19 protein-coding genes are annotated in these 16,503 nt (G+C 68.3%); 10 read left to right on the forward strand and 9 right to left on the reverse strand.

Going from position 1 to position 16,503, the window contains the following annotated elements:
• The first annotated feature begins 59 nt into the window (after nucleotides 1-59).
• The gene (locus ABD088_RS01680; protein ID WP_343899651.1) at nucleotides 60-500 is read left to right on the forward strand and encodes a MarR family winged helix-turn-helix transcriptional regulator; all 441 of its coding nucleotides are present in this window, start codon (nucleotides 60-62) and stop codon (nucleotides 498-500) included.
• Nucleotides 501-518: 18 nt separating this feature from the next.
• Here ABD088_RS01680 and ABD088_RS01685 read toward each other — a convergent pair whose 3' ends face one another.
• The gene (locus tag ABD088_RS01685; RefSeq protein WP_343899652.1) at nucleotides 519-755 is read right to left on the reverse strand and encodes a hypothetical protein; all 237 of its coding nucleotides are present in this window, start codon (nucleotides 753-755) and stop codon (nucleotides 519-521) included.
• A 150-nt stretch (nucleotides 756-905) separates the two neighbouring features.
• Between ABD088_RS01685 and ABD088_RS01690 the strand changes: the two genes are divergently transcribed.
• Complete coding sequence (locus tag ABD088_RS01690) at nucleotides 906-1,796, forward strand: 3-methyladenine DNA glycosylase (RefSeq protein ID WP_343899653.1); 891 nt, start codon at nucleotides 906-908, stop codon at nucleotides 1,794-1,796.
• A 127-nt stretch (nucleotides 1,797-1,923) separates the two neighbouring features.
• Complete coding sequence (locus tag ABD088_RS01695; RefSeq protein ID WP_343899654.1) at nucleotides 1,924-2,451, forward strand: serine protease inhibitor; 528 nt, start codon at nucleotides 1,924-1,926, stop codon at nucleotides 2,449-2,451.
• Nucleotides 2,452-2,464: 13 nt separating this feature from the next.
• On the opposite strand, the gene ABD088_RS01700 is transcribed toward ABD088_RS01695, so the two are convergent.
• Together ABD088_RS01700 and ABD088_RS01705 are read right to left on the reverse strand one after the other, a co-directional pair.
• On the reverse strand, nucleotides 2,465-3,133 hold the full coding sequence (locus ABD088_RS01700) for a response regulator (RefSeq protein ID WP_343899655.1): 669 nt from the start codon (nucleotides 3,131-3,133) through the stop codon (nucleotides 2,465-2,467).
• On the reverse strand, nucleotides 3,130-4,851 hold the full coding sequence (locus tag ABD088_RS01705; RefSeq protein WP_343899657.1) for a sensor histidine kinase: 1,722 nt from the start codon (nucleotides 4,849-4,851) through the stop codon (nucleotides 3,130-3,132). The genes ABD088_RS01700 and ABD088_RS01705 overlap by 4 nt, the downstream gene beginning before the upstream one ends.
• A 186-nt stretch (nucleotides 4,852-5,037) precedes the next feature.
• On the opposite strand from ABD088_RS01705, the gene ABD088_RS01710 reads away from it, so the two are divergent.
• The 4 genes from ABD088_RS01710 to ABD088_RS01725 all read left to right on the forward strand — a co-directional run bounded on the left by ABD088_RS01710 (nucleotide 5,038) and on the right by ABD088_RS01725 (nucleotide 9,462).
• The gene (locus ABD088_RS01710; RefSeq protein ID WP_343899658.1) at nucleotides 5,038-6,459 is read left to right on the forward strand and encodes a CitMHS family transporter; all 1,422 of its coding nucleotides are present in this window, start codon (nucleotides 5,038-5,040) and stop codon (nucleotides 6,457-6,459) included.
• A 23-nt stretch (nucleotides 6,460-6,482) separates the two neighbouring features.
• A complete protein-coding gene (locus tag ABD088_RS01715; protein WP_343899660.1) occupies nucleotides 6,483-6,959 on the forward strand; it encodes a universal stress protein in 477 nt (158 codons plus the stop codon).
• Between the two features lie 310 nt (nucleotides 6,960-7,269).
• Nucleotides 7,270-7,794: a CGNR zinc finger domain-containing protein gene (locus ABD088_RS01720; protein WP_343899662.1), complete on the forward strand. Its 525-nt coding sequence runs from the start codon at nucleotides 7,270-7,272 to the stop codon at nucleotides 7,792-7,794.
• A 99-nt stretch (nucleotides 7,795-7,893) separates the two neighbouring features.
• Nucleotides 7,894-9,462 (forward strand): Na+/H+ antiporter, encoded by a 1,569-nt coding sequence (locus tag ABD088_RS01725; RefSeq protein ID WP_343899664.1) that lies wholly within the window; start codon nucleotides 7,894-7,896, stop codon nucleotides 9,460-9,462.
• 7 nt (nucleotides 9,463-9,469) lie between these two features.
• On the opposite strand, the gene ABD088_RS01730 is transcribed toward ABD088_RS01725, so the two are convergent.
• Nucleotides 9,470-9,886 carry a YchJ family protein gene (locus ABD088_RS01730; protein ID WP_343899666.1) on the reverse strand — a complete coding sequence of 139 codons (417 nt, stop codon included), beginning with the start codon at nucleotides 9,884-9,886 and terminating at the stop codon, nucleotides 9,470-9,472.
• Nucleotides 9,883-10,065, reverse strand: coding sequence for a hypothetical protein (locus ABD088_RS01735; protein ID WP_343899668.1), 183 nt, complete (start codon nucleotides 10,063-10,065; stop codon nucleotides 9,883-9,885). Before ABD088_RS01735 ends, ABD088_RS01730 begins: the two co-directional genes overlap by 4 nt.
• Nucleotides 10,066-10,248: 183 nt before the next feature.
• Between ABD088_RS01735 and purS the strand changes: the two genes are divergently transcribed.
• From purS to purL, 3 genes are read left to right on the forward strand one after another with little or no spacing between them, the layout of a single operon-like run.
• Nucleotides 10,249-10,503, forward strand: coding sequence for a phosphoribosylformylglycinamidine synthase subunit PurS (purS, locus tag ABD088_RS01740; protein WP_343899669.1), 255 nt, complete (start codon nucleotides 10,249-10,251; stop codon nucleotides 10,501-10,503).
• A complete protein-coding gene (gene purQ / locus ABD088_RS01745) occupies nucleotides 10,500-11,270 on the forward strand; it encodes a phosphoribosylformylglycinamidine synthase subunit PurQ (RefSeq protein ID WP_343899670.1) in 771 nt (256 codons plus the stop codon). The genes purS and purQ overlap by 4 nt, the downstream gene beginning before the upstream one ends.
• Complete coding sequence (purL, locus tag ABD088_RS01750) at nucleotides 11,267-13,567, forward strand: phosphoribosylformylglycinamidine synthase subunit PurL (protein ID WP_343899671.1); 2,301 nt, start codon at nucleotides 11,267-11,269, stop codon at nucleotides 13,565-13,567. Before purQ ends, purL begins: the two co-directional genes overlap by 4 nt.
• A gap of 69 nt (nucleotides 13,568-13,636) precedes the next feature.
• On the opposite strand, the gene ABD088_RS01755 is transcribed toward purL, so the two are convergent.
• From ABD088_RS01755 to ABD088_RS01770, 4 genes are read right to left on the reverse strand one after another with little or no spacing between them, the layout of a single operon-like run.
• On the reverse strand, nucleotides 13,637-14,131 hold the full coding sequence (locus tag ABD088_RS01755) for a hypothetical protein (protein WP_343899673.1): 495 nt from the start codon (nucleotides 14,129-14,131) through the stop codon (nucleotides 13,637-13,639).
• Nucleotides 14,128-14,430: a transcriptional regulator gene (locus tag ABD088_RS01760; RefSeq protein WP_343899675.1), complete on the reverse strand. Its 303-nt coding sequence runs from the start codon at nucleotides 14,428-14,430 to the stop codon at nucleotides 14,128-14,130. Before ABD088_RS01760 ends, ABD088_RS01755 begins: the two co-directional genes overlap by 4 nt.
• A 6-nt stretch (nucleotides 14,431-14,436) precedes the next feature.
• Nucleotides 14,437-14,907 (reverse strand): hypothetical protein, encoded by a 471-nt coding sequence (locus ABD088_RS01765; protein WP_343899677.1) that lies wholly within the window; start codon nucleotides 14,905-14,907, stop codon nucleotides 14,437-14,439.
• 37 nt (nucleotides 14,908-14,944) lie between these two features.
• Entirely contained in the window at nucleotides 14,945-16,402 is a 1,458-nt protein-coding gene (locus ABD088_RS01770; protein WP_343899678.1) for a DUF1990 family protein, read from the reverse strand.
• Nucleotides 16,403-16,503: the final 101 nt, after the last annotated feature.

Below are 16,503 nucleotides of genomic sequence, written 5' to 3' on the forward strand. Positions count from 1 at the left end.
CCTCCCGCCCGTCGGGGGACGGGACACACGTTGGCGAACACGAAGGGCAGTGACCACCGATGGACAGCCACGATCCCCTGGCCTTGGAGGGGCAGGTCTGCTTTGCACTGGCCGTGGCCTCGCGCTCGGTGATCGCCGCGTATCGGCCAGTCCTGGAACCGTTGCATCTGACCCACCCGCAGTACCTGGTGATGCTGGCCCTCTGGGAACGCTCCCCGCTCTCACTCACAGAAGTCAGCCGGCTCTTGCGCCTGGATCCAGGCACACTGTCCCCTCTGGCCAAACGCCTGGAGACCGTGGGATACATCGAACGCCAACGCGATGCCCACGACGGGCGCACGCTCTGCATCACCCTGACAGCGCGCGGGCAGGCACTACGCGCCGAAGCGGAAAAGGTCCCCGGTCAGATGATGGAGCGGCTGGGATTGTCCCGCGAAGAACTGGTCGGCCTGCACGCGACCATGACGAAGCTGATTACCGCGACCGACCGACTGCACTAGCCGGGACGGCGGGCCGGCTCAGAAGTCGGCGGCCGTCAGCCGGACTTCCTGGGGCGCCTCGGTTCCGCGCGCTTCATGGGCACGCATCACCCGCACGGCCCGCTCGCGCTTGAGCCGCTCCTTGGGGTCCATATGTGGCATCTGGTCCGCCGGCCCCATGACGAAAAAGCCCAGGAACTGCAGCCACCACGTCAGTCGGTATCCGGCGCTCAGGCCGGTCTTGTCCTTGATGATGGGCAATGGCTTGTGACTCATGCTGGTCCGTTCCCTGGGGTGTCGGGCCCGCGACGCGAGCCCAAGCCGGGCGGCGCCGGACAGCCCGGGTTCCTCCCCCTCATTATACCCAACTATTTGGTGCCCCAACTAAAATTGGCCGCGGACTCGGTCACACCGGACAATGGAAGGATGCCGAACCACCTGCTCCACCTCCCCGAGGACGCCTGGTTGCCCCGCGCCGCGGAGCACCGCACCCGGGTGGCGCGGTTTGCGGCCCCCTTCCTCGAGCGTCGCTCCACCGGCCGCAAGCACCCCGTCGAGGACTTCCTCTTCACCTACTACACCGAGAAGCCGGGCCGGCTGGGCCGTTGGCACCCGGGCACCGGCGTCGTGCTCCTCGGAGCGGCAGCCACCGAACGGGAGAACTGGAAGCACCATCGCCGAATCGATGGGGGCGTCACGTTCGATCCGGAAGCCTTCATGGCCGAGCGGCGGCGGACCGTGGAGTTCGCCCATTCGATCCTGGCCGGGGCATCGGCGAACCCGGCGCGGTTCTCCTGCTTCGGGCTGCACGAGTGGGCCATGGCCTACAAGGCGGACGAGAACGGGATCAGGCATGACTACCTGCCCCTGCGACTCGGTGCCGCGGGGACCGATGCGGTGGTGGAGGGGCATCGGATCCGCTGCACGCACATTGACGCCTTCCGTTTCTACACACCCCAGGCCGTGGGATTGAACGAGCTGCAGCCAACCCGCGAAACCCAAGCCGCCCTGGACCAGCCGGGCTGCCTGCACGCGAACATGGACCTCTACAAGTGGGCCTACAAGCTCTCCGCTGCGGTGCCCGGCGAGCTGCTGCTGGCGACGTTCGAGCTGGCGTGGGATATCAGGACGATGGACATGCGGGCCTCGCCCTACGACCTGGACGAGTGGGGCTACCAGCCGATCCGCATCGAGACCGCTGAGGGCAAGGCCGAGTATGTGGGCCTGCAAAAGGAATTCGCCGACCGCGCCAACGTCTTGCGCACCCGCTTGCTGGCGGTAGCCCAGGACCTGCTCGGCGCCAACGTCCTCGTCTGACGTCCACTCGAAACGACCCGGATGCGCTCGCCCATGGACTCCTGCTGTTAAAGGTGGAAGATTCGGCATCCAGGGGGCTCCGCCCCACCGACCTCTACCGGGGGTGCACCGACCGATGGAACCCAGCATGCGCCGCGGGACCGGATTCCTGCCGCTCCTGGCCACCACCGCCCTGGCCCTGCTGGCCGTGACCGGCTGCTCCGGGGGCGGCTCCGACCCGGGTTCCGGTTCCACGGAATCGACAGCGCCCTCCACCGCCACCGTCGCTCCGGATGCCACCGACCCGGCGGCCGGTCCGGCCACGGGTGCCGACGCCGATCTGGCCATCACCATCAGGTCCGATGGCACCGACGCCACCGACCGCTACCGGCTGGTCTGCGTGAACGGAGCGCCCGGGGAGGGCTCGGATCACCCCCAGGCGCAGGAGGCCTGCACTTTCCTCAGCGGTGACGGCAAGTCGCTGCTGACCACCTCGCCGAAGAAGGGCCTCCAGTGCACCCAGCAGTCGGCGGGCCCGCAGAGGGCCATCGTCGAGGGACAGCTGAACGGAACGTCGGTCCAGCGCACGTTTGCACTCAATGACGGCTGCAAGATCTCCGCCTGGAAGTCTGCCGAGGCATTACTGGGCCGCGGCACATCCGCGGGCAACCAGTAGCCGGCGCTCCGCACTATCCGTTCGCCGAGTAGCGGTGTTCCGGACGTCCACGGCTGCCGTATCGCAGGTCCAGGCGCAGCGATCCCGCCTGGGCCAACTGGGCGAGATACCGCTGCGCGGTGGCCCGGGAAATCCCCACGCTCTGCGCCACCTGCATGACCGTGGCCTCCCCCACCTCGGTGACGGCGGTCAGCACCGCAGCCTCGGTGGCGGCACCGGACGAGGCCGCAGCCGGCTCGTCCGCGACGAGCAGGGCACGTTGGCTGCGGTCGATGCCCGTCTGGTCCAGATACTCCCCCGCGTCAAGCTGCCGCCGGTAACGGGCGTATCCGCGCAGTTTCGCGGTGAGGACCTTGGGGTCGAAGGGTTTGAGCAGATAGGCCAGGGCACCCCGGCGGAACGCGGTGGCCACTGTGGGGGACTCGGCGGCGGCGCTGAGCACAAACGCGTCGACGTCCAGCGCCTGGAGCAGGTCCAGCCCCGAGCCCTGCGGCAGGTAGATGTCCAGCAGCAGCAGATCCGGACGGTGCTCTGCCACCGCCTTGGGCACCATGCGGGCATCATGCACCGGCGGCAGCGCCATGAAGCCCGGAACCGCATCCACGTAGCCGGCGTGCAAGGTGGCGACGTGGAAGTCATCGTCCACGATCAGCACCCTCAGGTCCTTCTGTCCATCACTCATGATGCTCCCTTTCCTGATGGTGGTCCGGCGGGCGGATGCAGGACAGCGTCCTCCAGCACACCGGGAAGCCGGGCAGCGAAGACCGCCCCGACCGGGGGTTCCCCGCCCCCGGGGTCTGCGATCCACAGGTCGCCGCCAATGAGCCGGGCGAGCCGACGGGCCAAGGCCAGGCCGACCCCGTGGCCGTGGGCGTCGGTCTCGTCCGTACCCCGGGTGGTCGTGCCCTCGGCGAAGACATCGAGACCCGGGACCACACCGTTACCGGAGTCGGCGACGGCGAGGTGCAGTGTGGCACCCTCGCTGAGCAGGTCGACCTCCACCCAGCGGGGTTCCTGCGGCGCGGTCACCGCCGCCTCGAGCGCGTTGTCAACCAGGTTGCCCAGGATCGCCGTCACGTCCTGTGCCTCGGCGAGCGTGCCGAACAGTGCAGTGGACTCCCCGACCCGCAAGGCGACTCCCCGTTCGTGGGCCTGCACCCCCTTGGCTCCGATGAAGGCCCGCAGGTAGGGGTCGGTGACCGCTGCGATGTTGGTGACCGGTTCACGCACCGGCCCCGAATCGATGATCTCCCCAACGTAGCTTCCGGCACGTTCGATCTCGCCGTGGGCCAGCAAACCGGAAATGGTGTGCAGGCGGTTGGCGAACTCGTGCCGCTGGGCGCGCAGCGCACCGGCCATCGTCTCCACGGCATTGAGCCGGCTGCCGAGTTCCTCCAGCGTGGTCAGGTCGCGCAACATCACCACCTGGCCCAGACTCGACCCGTCGCGGATCACGTCGTGGACGCGGGCGCGCACGACGCGCTCCGGCAGTTCAAGGCGTACCGCGGTCCCGGCACCTTCCCCACCCGCACGCACTGCGCCAATGTCCTCGACGAGCCGTGCGGGCAACCCCGCCTCGGCATAGGGCAGCCCCACGATGTCCCCCGCGTCGGAGCGTCGGGGCAGCTCGAGCATCAGCCGGGCCGATTTGTTGCGCACGCTGATGCGCCCGTCGGGCCCGATGCCGATGACCCCGTCGTCGACGCCGTAGAGCACCGCTTCCTGGTCACGCACCAGCTGGGCCATTTCCTCCGGCTCCAGCCCCAGGGTGACCCGGCGCAGCCAGCGGACCAGGGTCGCCGCCGCCACGCCCCCCAGCACCAGGGCAACCACTCCGATGAGCAGGACCGAGACCACCGCCTGCCGCACCTGACCCGCCACTGTCGACACCGCGACGCCGATGCTCACCTCGCCGACCACCGCCCCGGAATCGTTGAAGACGGGCACCTTGGCGCGGACCGATTCGCCCAGGGTGCCGTGCTCGCGGGCCAGGAATTCCTGTCCTCCCAGGGCCTGCGGCTCGGTGCTCACCCGCCGTCCCAGCTCATCCGGATTGGGGTGGGAGAGCCGGATCCCCCGATCGTTGGTGACGACCACGAACAATGCACCGCTGCGCTTCCGTGCAGCCTCGGCGTCGCGTTGGATGGGGCCGGCGGCCAGCGCGTGGGGGTCCGGGGAGCGCTGTCCATCGAACCCTTCCACCTCGTGGCGCAATGAGGTGTCGGCGGCCAGGGTCCGGCCGATCCCCAGGGCCTGCTGTTCGGCCTGGTCGTTCACGCGTTCGACGGTCAGGAACGCGACGGCACCGACGCTGAGCAGTACGGTCCCCGCCACGACGGCGAAGACCAACGCCATCATGCGCGCGGTGAAGGTGCCGGCGACGGCGCGTTCCGTACTCATCCCTCCAGTGTAGAAGCAGCGTGAGCACAATGCGCATTATTAGCCCAATGGGCAGATCCCCGGGCAATAAGCACAAACGGGGGTTCCGCGCGTCACATCCGTAGCGTGGTCCAGAACACACCGTGGTGCCCCGCGCCACGACCGCAGATTTCGGAAGTACCGGAACCTCGCCGCTGAGGAGAATCCATGCTTGTCATACTCGGGTTCCTGATGGTCGCCACTTTCATGGCGCTCATCATGACCAAACGCCTGACGCCGCTACTGGCGCTGATCATCGTCCCCACCGCATTCGGCCTCTTCGCCGGGGCCGGACTGGGGATCGGCGACATGGTGATGGACGCCGTGAAGGACATGTCCTCCACCGCCGCCCTGCTGATGTTCGCCATCATCTACTTCGGCCTGATGATCGACGTCGGCCTGTTCGACAAGCTCGTCACCCTCATCGTGAAGGTCGCCGGGCACGACCCCGCCAAGGTGGTGGTCGGCACCATGATCCTCACCGCGCTGATCTCCCTGGACGGCGACGGTTCCACCACGTTCATCGTGGTCACCGCGGCCCTGCTGCCGGTCTACCAGCGCCTGGGCCTGAGCCCGGTGGTGTTGACCTGTGTCGCCGGCCTGACCAACGGCACGCTGAACATCGTCCCCTGGGGCGGACCGACGGCCCGCGCCGCCGCAGCCCTGAAGGTCGACGCCTCGGACATCTTCGTGCCCATGCTGCCCTCCCTGGGCATCGGCCTGGTCGTCGTGTTCATCTTCGCCGTGATGCTCGGCCGCTCCGAACGCCGCCGCCTGGCCATCGCCGACCCCGAACGCTGGGGCCGCGGCGCCTCCGGCTCCACCCGCCGCGGCGGATCCCCCGCCGGTGGCGGCACTGCCCCGCAGAACGACGGCGGCAAGCTGGCACTGCTCGAACGCGCCGCCTCCTCCGAGGAGACCGTCGCCGGAGGCCTCTCCGACACCGCACTGGACCCGAACCGCCCGACCCTGCGCCCGAAGCTCTTCTGGTTCAACCTGGCGTTGACCGTGGCCATCATGGTGTTGCTCGTCGTGGACGTCGTCCCGCTGCCGTACCTGTTCATGGTTGGTGGAGCCATCGCCCTGGTCGTGAACTTCCCGAAGATCTCCGACCAGGCCAAGATGGTCGCCTCGCACTCCTCCTCCGTCATCGCCGTCGTCTCGATGGTCCTGGCCGCAGCGGTGCTCACCGGTGTGCTCTCCGGCACCGGCATGGTCGACGCCATGTCCGCCTGGCTGGTTGACGTGATCCCCGCCAGCATGGGCCCGTACATGGCAGTCATCACCGGGCTGATCAGCATCCCGGCGACGTTCTTCATGAGCAACGACGCGTTCTACTTCGGCATCCTGCCGGTGTTGACCGAGGCAGGCGCCCACTTCGGCATCCCCGCGGTGGACATGGCCCGCGCCTCCATCACCGGCCAGCCGGTGCACATGCAGTCCCCGCTGGTCCCCGCGATCCTGCTGCTGGTCTCACTGGCCGGCGTGGACCTGGGTGACCACCACAAGAAGGTCCTGTGGAGGGCCCTCGTGGTCGCACTCGTCATGCTCGCCGTCGGCGTCATCGTCGGCGCCATCGCCATCGGCTAGAACCCCCCACCGAGAGGAACACCATGACGGATTTCTACAGCACCACCACCCATGTCCCGCCGCGCGAGTTCGTGGTCGCGGAGTCGGCCGACGTCGACGCCGCAGGTGCCGCCATCGTCGTGGCCTGCCTGCCGGGAAACTCCGGCCAGGCAGTGCTCGAGGAAGCCGTACGCGAATCGGTGTACCGCGGATCGAAGTCGACCCCGGCCTCGCTGCACGTGGTCAGCTACCACTCGGATGCCGCGGCCACCCCGGGTCAGGCCGAACGGGCCGAAGCCGACGCCATCGGCGCCCAGCTCGCCGAGGCCGGCATCGAATACCGGGTCTACCGGGCCGGTGCCGAACCAGTGGACCAGCTCCTGGGGCTCATCGAGTCCACGGGGGCCGAGCTGGTGGCCATCTCGGTGCGTCGGCGTTCCCCGATGATGAAGTTGTTCCTGGGCTCGGTGGCCCAGCAGCTCATCCTCGACGCCCCCTGCCCGGTGCTGACCGTGAAGTAGGCCCACGACCGCAGCCGCTTAAGGGTGCCGGAACGCCAGGCGTTCCGGCGCCCTTCGCGCATTCGGCCCGGGGACCGCAGGCGGGGGAACCTCCCGGCTCAGGGCGACGGGCGCCGCGTGTGGATGGTCCTGGACATCGACCCGCCGCGTCCCGCAATCGCCACAACGGACATAGACCAGGACGCCGGACGATGTCGGATGGCTCGATTCCACGGCCCACCCGTGCTCGTGCCGGCGACCCGAAGCCACTGTTCCCTGCTGTTCCCGTATCGCTCGTGCACTCATGAAACCACCATGATGTAATGCCCTTATGCAACTCAACCCTTACGGTGAATACGCGGTCCTGCTGGCCGCCTCGCTGGCGAACGACTGGCCGGAGGACCGCAACGGCATCGATGACCGGATGCGCACGGTCGGCATGACCATGGCTTTCCCCGTGGCCCGGGACGATCATCCGGCGACGCGGAGGGTCATCGACGACTGGCTTCGGATCGTCGACGCCACTGACGGCCGGGAACGGGCACAGCTGCTCAATGTGCAGATGGCGCAAGCCGCTGCCTACCCGCGCCTGACGGACCATGACGACGAAGGATGGCACCTGCACTATCGCGATGCCGGCCAATCCCTGCCCGACGCGCTCCGTGCCGTGATCAGCGTCGGCACCGCATTGCACCTCACGACACGTGGCATGCACCGCCTGGCACGCTGCCAAGCAGAGCCCTGCGATGCCGTCGTCGTCGACACCACCCGCAACGGGCGCCAGCGGTACTGTTCCGTGCGCTGCGCCAACCGGGCCGCCGTCCGCCGCCACCGCTCCCGCCAATCCCCCGCCTGATCCCGGCGTCCCCGCTTGTCGCCCTGGATACGGAGTGCGTCACCTTTCGTCAGGTATCCCCGCAGGTCATGAAAGAATGGCCCAGGAGGAAACCCACCCATGGAATTCATGATCCTGGTCGTCGGACTGTTGTTCGGCACTGTCATCGTTGCCGGTATCGGCGAGCGCATTCGGCTGCCCTATCCGGTGCTGATGTTGATTTTTTCCGCCGGAGTGGCCTACCTTCCGTTCATCCCGGAGATCCACATCAATCCGGAGATGATCCTCCCGCTCTTCCTTCCGCCGCTGCTCTATGCGGTGGCGCAGCGCTCCTCGTGGGCCGTGTTCCGCAACCGCTGGCGCTCCCTGGTCCTGCTGGCCGTCCTGCTGGTGGCCGTCACCGTCGGCATCGTCGCCGGGATCACCTGGCTCATCGTTCCCGGCATCGGGATTCCGGCAGTCATCGCGCTCGGGGCCGTCGTCGCCCCGCCGGACCCCGTGGCCGTTGAATCGGTGGCCGGCAGGGTCAAGATGCCGCGCCGCCTGATCACCGTCCTGCAGACCGAGGGCCTCTTCAACGACGCGATCGCCATCGTCATCTTCCAGGCCGCCGTGTCCGCGGCGACCAGTGGCGGCAACGTCGGCTGGGATCTCGTCCCGCGCTTCCTGCTCGGCGCCGCCGGCGCCGTGCTGCTCGGACTCGCCATGGCCTGGGTGGTCGGAACGCTGAACCGCTTCGTTCCCAACATGGTGGCCCGGTCCGCCGCGACCCTGGTGGCCCCCTTCGCCGTCTACCTGCTGGCCGAGGAGATCCACTGCTCCGGGGTGGTTGCCGTCGTCGTCACCGCTTTGGAGCTCGGCCGCCGCGCCCGCCCCCAGGACTCCGAGGAGCGCATCACCCGCCAGGCTTTCTGGGATGTCGTGGAGCTGCTGACCACTGGCGTCGCGTTCGGGCTGGTGGGCATCGAAATGCGCTACGTGTTCGAGGACGAGGGTGCCGGCATCCTGAGCTTCGTGCCGGGCATCCTTGCCGTGTGTGCCGCGGTCCTCATCGTGCGTTTCCTGTGGATGATGGGGATCTACAAGATCGGCGGCACGGAACACAACAGCGTTCCGGGTTCGCTGAAGGAAGTCCTCGTGCTCACCTGGTGCGGCATGCGCGGATTGGCCACTCTGGCCCTCGCACTCGCATTGCCCACGACCATGGATTCCGGCGAACCACTCCCGGGCCGGAACTTCATCATCTCCTGTGCCTGTGCCGTCCTGCTGGTGACCCTGGTGGGTCCCGGGCTGACACTGCCGGCGCTGATGCGCCACCTGAAGTTGCCGAACAACCACACCGCCGAGGAGCGCAAGGAACGCGAGTTGGCCCGTCGTGCCCAACGGGTGGCCCTGGAAACGATGCGCCGCTCAGTGGCCACGAAGTCCTTGCCTCCCGAACGCCAGAAGGCGCTGGCCCGGCGCATGTCCAGCCTGCACGAATTGCTGGAACGGGACTTCGAGGACGACCCGGACAAAATGCTCAAGGTCAAGAAGACCCTGGCCACCATGGATGGCATCCAGCGTGAGGCCCTCGATGCCGCGCGCCGCGAGGTCCTGAAGATGCGTCGCGAGCCGGGCGTGGACCCGGAAGCCGTGGACCGGGTGCTGCGTCGCCTGGATCTGCGGACGGTCACCCTGGACGGCTAGTCAGGGGCTACAGCGCGTCGACGTAGTACCAGCGGCCGTCCTCGCGGACAAAGCTGCCGCGTTCACGCTGCACCCCGCGTTCGCCATCGATCCGGTAGTGGGCCGCGAACTCGACGATTCCGGTGTCGTCAAAGGGGCCACCGGCCACCGTGTCCACGATGTCCAGCCGGCGCCAGGCCATGTCGGGGTCCAGCTCCAGGGTGGCCGGCCGGGAGGAGGGGTGCCAGCTGTCCAGCAGGTAGTTGACGTTCCCGACGGAGTAGGCGCTGTAGCGCGAACGCATGAGCGCCTCGGCCGTCACCGCACCCGGGCCGCCTGCGGCGCGGTCGGCATGGACCTTCCCACAGCAGTCCCCGAAGAGTTCACCCGAGAGACAGGGGCAGCGCGCGCCGTCGTCGTACCCGGGGGAAGAAAGCGTGCTCATGCGCCGCCGATCCGGTGGGGGCGGGGTGCGGGTGCCGCGACGGGGGCGGCGGCGCGGTCGTCGCGGCGCTTGCGCAGGACCATCCTGACCATCCCGAACGCCATGCCGAGGCCGAGGACGAAGGGCAGGACCGACTTCGAGGCGGCTCCGGTTCCGGGGGTTTGCTTCTGCTGTGCCATGGACCCAGCGTAGGCGTGCGCGGCGGTGCTGGACAGGCCGCGGTGGGGTGCGTCACGCCGGGGGTGGTGCACGGGCAAACCGGCTAGACTGGCAGGGCAAGCTCGCGGAGCGCCTCCATCCCGGCGTGAGACGGCACCTCCGCAGGCGTTCCCACACCCCCTTCGCGCACAGGAGACCCCCGGATGCCCCGCATCGTTGTTGATGTCATGCCCAAGCCAGAGATTCTTGACCCCCAGGGCAAGGCCATCGTCGGCGCACTTCCCCGCTTGGGCTTCGACGCCTTCTCCGGCGTCCGCCAGGGCAAGCGCTTCGAACTGACCGTCGAGGGCGAGGTGACCGAGGAGATCCTGGCCCAGGCCCGCACCGCGGCCGAGACCCTGCTGTCCAACCCGGTGATCGAGGACGTCGTCAACGTCGAGGTCGTCGCCGAGGCATGAGCAGCAACGAAATCCCCCTGATCGGCGACTACAGCACGCCGGATACCGCACTCAGCGGAGCCCGCATCGGCGTGGTCTCCTTCCCCGGCACCCTGGATGACCGCGACGCCGCCCGCGCCGTGCGTCTGGCTGGCGCCGAGGCCGTGTCCCTGTGGCACGCCGACGATTCGCTGGCCGACGTCGACGCCGTGGTCATCCCCGGCGGGTTCTCCTACGGCGACTACCTGCGTGCCGGCGCCATCGCCCGTTTCGCACCGATGATGTCCCGCATCGTCGACGCAGCGAACTCCGAGGCGAAGCTGCCCGTGCTGGGCATCTGCAACGGCTTCCAGATCCTCACCGAGGCGCACCTGCTGCCCGGTTCGATGATCAAGAACGACCACCTGAAGTTCATCTGCCGCGACCAGGTGCTGCGCGTGGAGAACAACGAGACCGCCTGGACCAACCAGTACGGGATCGGCCAGGAGATCACCGTCGTGCTGAAGAACCAGGACGGCCAGTACGTCGCCGACGAGAAGACCCTCGACGCCCTCGAGGCCGAGGGCCGCGTGGCCTTCCGCTACGTCGGCTGGAACCCGAACGGCTCGCGCCGCGACATCGCCGGCATCACCAACGCGGCGGGCAACGTCGTCGGGCTCATGCCCCACCCCGAACACGCGGTCGAGGCCGGCTACGGCCCGACCACCGACGCCGGAACCCACACCGGCACCGACGGCCTGGGCTTCTTCGCCTCCGTCCTGAGCACCCTCGTCGGAGGCACCAAATGAGCCAGCAGTTCAACATCGACACCGTCGAGAATGCAGCAGCCACCCCGGACACCGAGCTGCCCTGGGCCGAGCTGGGCCTGAAGGAAAATGAGTACGACGACGTCGTGAAGGTCCTCGGGCGACGCCCGACCGCCGCGGAACTGGCCATGTACTCCGTCATGTGGTCCGAGCACTGCTCCTACAAGTCCTCCAAGAACCACCTGCGCCAGTTCGGCGAGAAGGTCACGGAGGAGATGAAGAAGGACATGCTGGTGGGCATCGGCGAGAACGCCGGCGTCACCAACCTCGGCGATGGCTGGGCCGTGACCTTCAAGATCGAGTCCCACAACTCCCCGTCCTTCGTCGAGCCCTTCCAGGGTGCGGCGACCGGCATCGGCGGGATCGTGCGCGACATCATCTCCATGGGTGCCCGCCCGGTGGCCGTGATGGATCCGCTGCGTTTCGGCGCCATCGACCACCCGGACACCGCCCGCGTCATGCACGGCGCGGTCGCCGGAATCGGCGCCTACGGCAACTCACTGGGCCTGCCGAACATCGGCGGCGAAATGGTCTTCGATTCCGTCTACCAGGGCAACCCGCTGGTTAACGCGCTGGCCGTGGGCGTGATGCGCCACGAGGACATCCGCCTGGCCAACGCCTCCGGCAAGGGCAACAAGGTGGTCCTGTTCGGTGCGCGCACCGGCGGCGACGGCATCGGCGGCGCCTCGGTGCTGGCCTCCGAGTCCTTCGACGCCACCAAGCCCTCCAAGCGCCCCGCGGTCCAGGTCGGCGACCCGTTCGCCGAGAAGGTCCTCATCGAGTGCTGCCTGGAACTGTTCAAGGGCTCGCTCGTCGAGGGCATCCAGGACCTCGGCGCCGCAGGCATCTCCTGCGCCACCTCCGAGCTGGCGTCCAACGGCGACGGCGGCATGCAGGTGGAACTGACGTCCGTGCTGCTGCGCGATCCGACCCTGACCCCGGGCGAGATCCTGATGTCCGAGTCGCAGGAACGCATGATGGCCGTCGTCTCCCCCGAGAACGTCGAGGCGTTCGAGGCGGTCATGGACAAGTGGGCCGTGGAGTACTCCTGGCTCGGCGAGGTCACCGATTCCGGTCGCCTGGTCATCACCTGGGACGGCGAGGTCATCGTCGACGTGGACCCGCGCACCGTCGCCCACGACGGTCCGGTCTACGACCGCCCGTACGCCCGCCCCGACTGGCAGGACGCCCTGCAGGCCGACACGTTCAAGTCCTCCCCCGCCGGCGTGAGCCTGCCGTCGCTGGGCGAGGAGCTCAAGGCAGCGGTGCTGGAACTGGTCGCGTCGCCGAACATGTGCGACAAGTCCTGGATCACCAACCAGTACGACCGTTACGTCGGCGGCAACACCGCGCTGGCCACCCCCGACGACGCCGGAGTGATCCGGGTCGACGAGGAGACCGGCCTCGGCGTGGCCCTGGCCACCGACGCCAACGGCCGCTACACCTACCTGGACCCGTACCACGGCGCCCAGCTGGCCCTGGCCGAGGCGTTCCGCAACGTCGCCACCACCGGCGCCATCCCGATGGCCGTCTCCGACTGCCTGAACTTCGGCTCCCCCGAGGACCCTGACGTGATGTGGCAGCTGGCCGAGGCCATCCGTGGCCTCTCCGACGCCTGCATGGAGCTGGGCATCCCGGTCACCGGGGGCAACGTCTCGCTCTACAACCAGACCGGCACCACCCCGATCCACCCCTCCCCGGTGGTCGCGGTGCTCGGCAAGTTCGACGACGTCGCCCGTCGCACCCCGTCAGGCTGGCACTCCAGCGCCGACGGCCAGGCCCTCTACCTGCTGGGTACGACGACGGATGAGCTCGATGGCTCCGAGTTCGCCAACCTGCGCGGTCACCTGGGCGGGCTCCCGCCGAAGGTGGACCTGGCTGCCGAGAAGCTGCTGGGCGACCTGCTCATCAATGCCTCGCGCGATGGCATGATCGATTCGGCCCACGACCTCTCCGAGGGCGGCCTCGCCGCCGGCCTGGTGGAGATGTCGCTACGCTACGGCGTCGGCGCCCGGGTTGCACTGGAGGACCTGTGCGATCGGGACGGCGTGGACGCGTTCACCGCGCTGTTCTCCGAATCGCAGGCCCGCGCCGTCGTCGCAGTCCCGCGCTCCGAGGAAGTCCGCTTCAACGACATGACCAGCGCCCGCGGCTTCCCCGTGGTCCGTCTGGGCATCGTCGATGCGGCCTCGGATTCGCTCGAGGTCCAGGGGCAGTTCACTGCGTCCATCGCCGAACTGCGCGAAGCCCACGAGGGCACCCTGCCGAAGTACTTCTGATCGGCTAGAGAATCTACAGCAGTGGCCCGGCGGTTTTCCTCCGGGCCACTGCTATGTCTGGGACACCGGTCAGGCTTCTGGGCGAGCCGAAAAATCGTCCAGGCTGGCAAGGACGGTCAGGCTTCCCGCCACCAGGCCGATCGCGGTATGTGGGAGCAGCGTCCCCTTCCGGGCCAACCGGTTTCCGAAGCGGTGGATCCACCGTTCCGTGGCGATGTTGAGGCCGATTCCAGCTATCAGGATCGAAGTGCCCACGCCGATCAGCAGTCGTGGTTCGGTCTTGCGCAGCCGGTCGCGGGTACCGGCCCAGGTCGGCACACTGGGCGTGGCCTGCTGCTCTTCTGCCTGGTTGCCGGCGAGCGTTTGCGTGGAGGACCGGGCCGGACCGCGGGCAAAGGCCACCGCGGCACCCCCGATGATCGCGGTCTTGGCCAAGGCACGTGGACGCCGGCCATGGATGAAGTCGGGAGTTGCGTACCACAGCGCGACAGACACGCCGGCGATGCCCGTCCGCAGAGAGGGTGCGGCGCCTGGTGTCGGCATGGTTTCGGTCTGGTGGGTCATTCCTGTTCCTCCTGTACGGGTCCGGTCAGCCCAGTCAGGGCTGCGACATGACGGTGGAAAGCCGTCCGCCCTCCGGGGGTCAGCCGCAACGAAACGGGGCGTCGTCCCGATCGTTGGGCATTTGTGGGTTCAAGGTATCCGGCGTCAACCAGCGTACGCACATGCTTGCTCAAGGTGGCATCGGACAATCCGAGTAGGTCGCGGATGGCCCCAAACGTTTCCTGGGTGACCGGATCCAGCAGTGCGCAAATCCTCAAGCGTGGCAACGGGTGGATCAGCGGGTCCAGTCCATCCTCCATGGTTCCCTAGTCCCGTCGTTGCCGGGTCTGCCGAGCCCAGAAGGCATCCAGTGCGGGACCGCCCACGGCGCACAAAGCGAAGAGGAACACGGCGGTGGCCACCGGTATACCCCAGAACCCGTGAGAGTCATACAGGACCGAGCCGGCGATCGCGACCACCCCCGCGCACAGGACACCGCCGATGAATGGCAACCACATGAGGCCCCGCAACCGGACGTTCCGAACCGCGCTGGGCTGCTTCCGCGACGCCACGAAGACGATCGTCAACATCAAGATGGGCGGGACGACAAAGGCCACCAGCGGTGGCAACACATCCCTTGCCAGGGGAGTGAGCCCGAGGACGGCGAGGGCGGCGCCGGCCATCGTCCAGTGGCGTCGCGGGCGCTGCAGTCGTTCGGCGTTCAGATCGCGGACTGCGTCGACGGCGTCCAGGGATTCCCGGGCACTGGGGTTCTGTCTGCTGGGGTAGGAGTCCATTCACCCACGGTAAACCTATCTTTCCAACTTGGAAAGACTAGCGTGCCGCCTCCTGGCCGGCAGCCAGCCGGGTGGCTGCCGAGAGGTAGCCACGGGTGATCAGGGCCTGCATCCGCTCCGCGGCCGGCGCCCCCAGGCGTATCAGGGCGTTGGCGTGTCGCGAGTAGGCGAAGACCTCGAACCAGACGGAACCGTCGGCATTCAATACTGCGACAAATGATTCCTCGCCCTCCTCCGGGTGGCCCTTCAGCGTGCCGTAGCCAAATCCGGAACGTCGGGGGCCCGGGCCCTCGGGTTCCTCACTCCACAGCACGCGGCACGGCACCGGAAGCCGCACTGGTCCCACCCCGGCGCCGGAGACAACCCGGATACCCGGCGCTGCCCGCGGCGTGTCCGCCGGTACGTGCAGACCGGCACCGCGATGCAGATCCCAGCCCAGGATGCCGTCGGCCAGCCGCCGGAACGCGTCCTCGCCGGTGCCGACCCTGACGCGTTCGTGCACCGTCCGGTAGCCTGCCGGGGCGTGCCCGATCTTGGTGAGCCCGTGCTCGGCATAGGTCAGGTCGGCGGGCTGCCCGATCCGGGCCAGGCGTCGCAGGGCTGCCAGCTCGCTGGGCAGCTGCCGTTCCAACGCGATGCCTGCGACGGCCAGCGTCGCCTGCCCACCCAGTCGCGCGGGAATCCGGAGGGATCGCCCTCCGGGTAAGGGGACTGCGGGCGTCTGCAGCCCCAGGAGTTCGCGGTACCGCGCGGGCAGGGAGTCAACGACGGCGGCGAAGAGCAGCCGGTAGCCGGGAAGCAGTAGTGGATCCAGGGGCGGGTCCTTCAGGAAGGTGACCACCTCGTCCACGCGGGGACCGCCGGCCAGGTGCCCTCCGTCGTCATACTCCTGCATGCGTGTCCGCAGCGCGGCCTCGGTACGCGGAGGATCGATGAGCCCCATCAGCTCACCGGCCTTCGCCCATTGGCCGACATAGGCGTCGGCGCCGCCCAGCCTTGCGGGCACGGGTCCTCGGAAGATCTCATGCGAGCGCAGGAACGCGTCGGTGAAGGCGATGTGGACCCATTCGGAGAGGCCGGGGTCGTTGGCGGAGTAGCGTCGGTCCTCCCCGTGGGCGTCGGTGTAGTTTCCGGTGACCGGAACGTGGAGCCTGCGGATGTGCGCGCAGGCGGCGTCCGCCGCCGTGGTGTCGCCGTAGGTGAGCGTGAAAATCCAGCGGATGGTCCCGGCCAGGCGCCCCAGCGGGTCCTCACGGTAGTTCGAGTGTTCGGCCACGCCGGCCAGCGCGCCGGGATGCAGGGCTTGGAGCAGCAGGGCGCGGATGCCTGCGGCGATGGGGGTCATGCCACCATGGACCCGCCAGACGGCGGAGTCGGGGGCGAAGTAGCCGGCGTCTTCGCCCTGGTCCAGCGCGTCTTCCCACGCGGGAACGCCCTCGGTTTGTCCGGCGAAGGTGAGGCGGAGCCGGTCCCGCAGCGGTGCGATGACGTCCATGCTCCCGAGACTACCGTCGAACGGATTGCCACCCGCTCGACGACTGACATTTCCCTGAGCCGACGGCTCGAGCCACCCCGCACGAAGTGACCCTATCCAGC

Source organism: Arthrobacter rhombi, assembly GCF_039526245.1.
In the GTDB taxonomy this organism is placed as follows: Bacteria; Actinomycetota; Actinomycetes; order Actinomycetales; family Micrococcaceae; genus Arthrobacter_H; species Arthrobacter_H rhombi.